The sequence below is a fragment of the Alkalibaculum bacchi genome (genome assembly GCF_937875145.1).
Classification (GTDB): Bacteria; Bacillota; Clostridia; order Eubacteriales; family Alkalibacteraceae; genus Alkalibaculum; species Alkalibaculum bacchi_A.
Map to the genome: position 1 here is coordinate 1 of NZ_CALNCS010000007.1, position 2,952 is coordinate 2,952.

General features: G+C 33.4%; 1 protein-coding gene and 1 pseudogene. Both read left to right on the top strand.

Going from position 1 to position 2,952, the window contains the following annotated elements; translation table 11 throughout:
- The first annotated feature begins 147 nt into the window (after positions 1-147).
- A complete protein-coding gene (locus Q7P22_RS00545) occupies positions 148-1,296 on the top strand; it encodes a TIGR02678 family protein (protein ID WP_303859603.1) in 1,149 nt (382 codons plus the stop codon).
- A gap of 1 nt (position 1,297) precedes the next feature.
- Positions 1,298-2,952 (top strand): annotated as a pseudogene (locus Q7P22_RS00550) (AAA family ATPase); the annotation flags it as partial.

The following is a 2,952-nucleotide window of genomic DNA, read 5'->3' on the forward strand; positions in this document are numbered from 1 at the left end:
TGGAACAGATTATGGTAGTAGAACTGAAGATGGTCGAAATTATAAAGTGATTTTGCCTGATTTTAGGCACAAAAAATGTATCCTCCATTGTGAAGATGGCGACCTGGAAATGCCTGCTTTTACAATAGAATTCGAAAGGTAAAAATAATGAGAGAACTAGAATTGCTTTTAGAAAATTTTTGGATTTATAAAGAAGAAGATAAGGAATTATATTATGCCATTAAAGATAGCATCGCTAAGTTTAAGATTTTTTTAAATGAAAAATTAGGTTATCACGTCATTGTAAATCCTAGTGTAATTAAATTAGAAAAGATACCAGGTAGAGCAGAAAGCTTCATGGGAATAGAAGACTTTGTCGATTCTATGGAATACGCTTTTTTATGTCTACTCTTAATGTTTTTAGAGGACAAGACAAAAGAAGAGCAATTTGTACTGTCTGAAATCACAGAGTACATAAAAGGCAATTTTATGGGAGAAGAAGAGGTAGATTGGACTTTATATCGCCATAGGAAACATTTGATTAAAGTGCTAAAGTTTGCGCAGGAAGCTCATATGATTCAGGTAGACGATGGTGACGAACAAGTTTTTGCAAGGAGCATGGATGCAGAAGTATTATATGAAAGCACTGGATTATCAAGGTATTTTGTCCGCAGCTTTGGCACAAATATTTTAGAATATAGATCTTATAAAGATTTTGAGCAAGAAGAATGGGCTAATTTGGACAAGGATAGAGGGTTTATGAGACGTCATAGAGTTTATAGAAGGCTCCTTATGGCCCCTATTATGTACAATGAAGGAAATGAAGATGCAGATTACGATTATGTAAAAAAACAGAGGGGTATGATTGAAAGTGACCTAGAAAAGTATTTAGGCTACAATTTACACGTCCATCGAAATGGAGCATTAATCGTACTTGACCCAGAAAAGAACATAAAAGACACCTTTCCTAGCACAAAAGCAATTAGTGATGTAGTGCTGCTTTTTAACGCATTGATTGTAAAAAAAATAAAAAATCATGAAATTTCCGTAAACAAGGGTGGAACCATTATTTTATCAAAAGGAAATTTTGAGGAATTTGTAAACGAGTTAAAAAGTAAGACGGATCATGGATGGAGTAAGGAATATCGCGAGATGAATTTCTCTATCTTAGCGGAAAGAATATTGGATTACATGGAAGAGTTTCAAATGGTTTCTATTATTGAAATGGGAAAAACAGTAGAAATCATGCCACTGGTTGGAAAGGTTATTGGCACATATCCAAAAGATTATTTAGAAAACTTAGAGGAGAGGAATTAAATTGAATGACAATCGATGGATGATGAATAGAGCAGGTCTTATAAACTTCTGGTATTATGATGAAGAAGAATTCAATTTTTCGGATGGCAGATTACTCCTTAGAGGTTCTAATGGATCAGGAAAGTCCGTAACGATGCAAAGTTTTATTCCATTGTTATTAGATGCAAACAAGAGCCCTGAAAGATTAGATCCCTTTGGTTCAAAAGCTCGAAAGATGGAAAATTATCTTCTTGGTGAGGAAGGCGAAGGAAAAGACGAATCCTTAGCTTATTTGTACATGGAATTTAAGAAAAAACAGACGGACAAGACCTTGACGATCGGTATAGGATTTAAGGCAGTTAGAGGAAAGCCTTTGAGGTCTTGGGGTTTTGTTATAAATGATGGAAGGAGAATAGGAAAGGACTTCTTTCTTTACAAGGACATTGGTGAGAAGATTCCACTTACCATAAAAGAACTCCAGAATAGGATAGGTGAAGGTGGAAAGGTCACAGATGGACAGAAAGAGTACATGAAAATGGTCAATGATTTGCTATTTGGATTTTCTGAATTAGATGAATACGAAGAACTCATAAAACTTTTAGTCCAGCTTAGAAGTCCTAAACTATCAAAAGACTTTAGACCCACAGTAATCTATGAAATAATGGAAAATTCCTTACAACCTCTATCAGAAGACGATTTGCGACCTATGTCTGAAGCCATCGAAAATATGGACAATATAAAGAGTCGGTTAGAAGAGTTAAAAAGTAGCAAAAAGTCTGGAGAAAAAATAAAGAATGCGTATGATAAGTACAATAAATTTCTCTTATTAGAAAAAACAAAAACGTTTATCGATGAAAATAAAAAGCTGAGTCATTTTTACAAGGATAAATCTATATTAGCAAAAGAAAAGACAAGAGCCCAAGAGTCTTACCAATCATTAAATCGAGATATCGAGCGCTTGTCTATTCAATTAGAAACAGTAAAGGAAAAAAAGAAAGAGTTAGATCAACACGATAGCCTACAAATTAAAGAAAAAATTCTCCAAACTCAAGACGAGATAGACAGATTAAATGAACAAATAAAAGATAAAAACAAACAACTAGATCGAAAAAAGGAAGCACAGCGAAAAAATCATTATGAGGAAGAACAATATGTAGAAAAAAAAGAGAAATTGCATGAAGAAATAGAAGAACATTTAGAAGAACTAGAAAATCTCTCCATAGATTTTGCCTTTGATGAGCATTGTTTTTTACAAGATGAAATAGAAAAGAAATTAGAAGAAAAGTACGATTTTGCTTATATAAAAGGTGAGACAAGAAAGATTACAGACAAAATTGAAGATGGTATCAAGGCTCTCGAAGATCAGAAGCGAAAAAACAAAGATCATGATGAAGTTTTAGCAGAGTTGGAAGAAACCAAAAATAAACGAGATGAATTCTTTCGATTGTTAGAGCAGTGTAGAGGGCTACTATTAGAGACGAAAGAAGAATATTTAGAAAAAATCTATTATTGGAAAGATCAAAACCGTATTTTAAATATTTCAGATAATGCGATTAATGATATTGCTAGGGGAATCAATAATTTCGACGTAGGCAGTGATATAAATGAGGTTTTAGAAAGAATTCGCCAGGAGTACCATAGTATTCAAAGTGAAATAAACGTCAAGACCTACGAAAT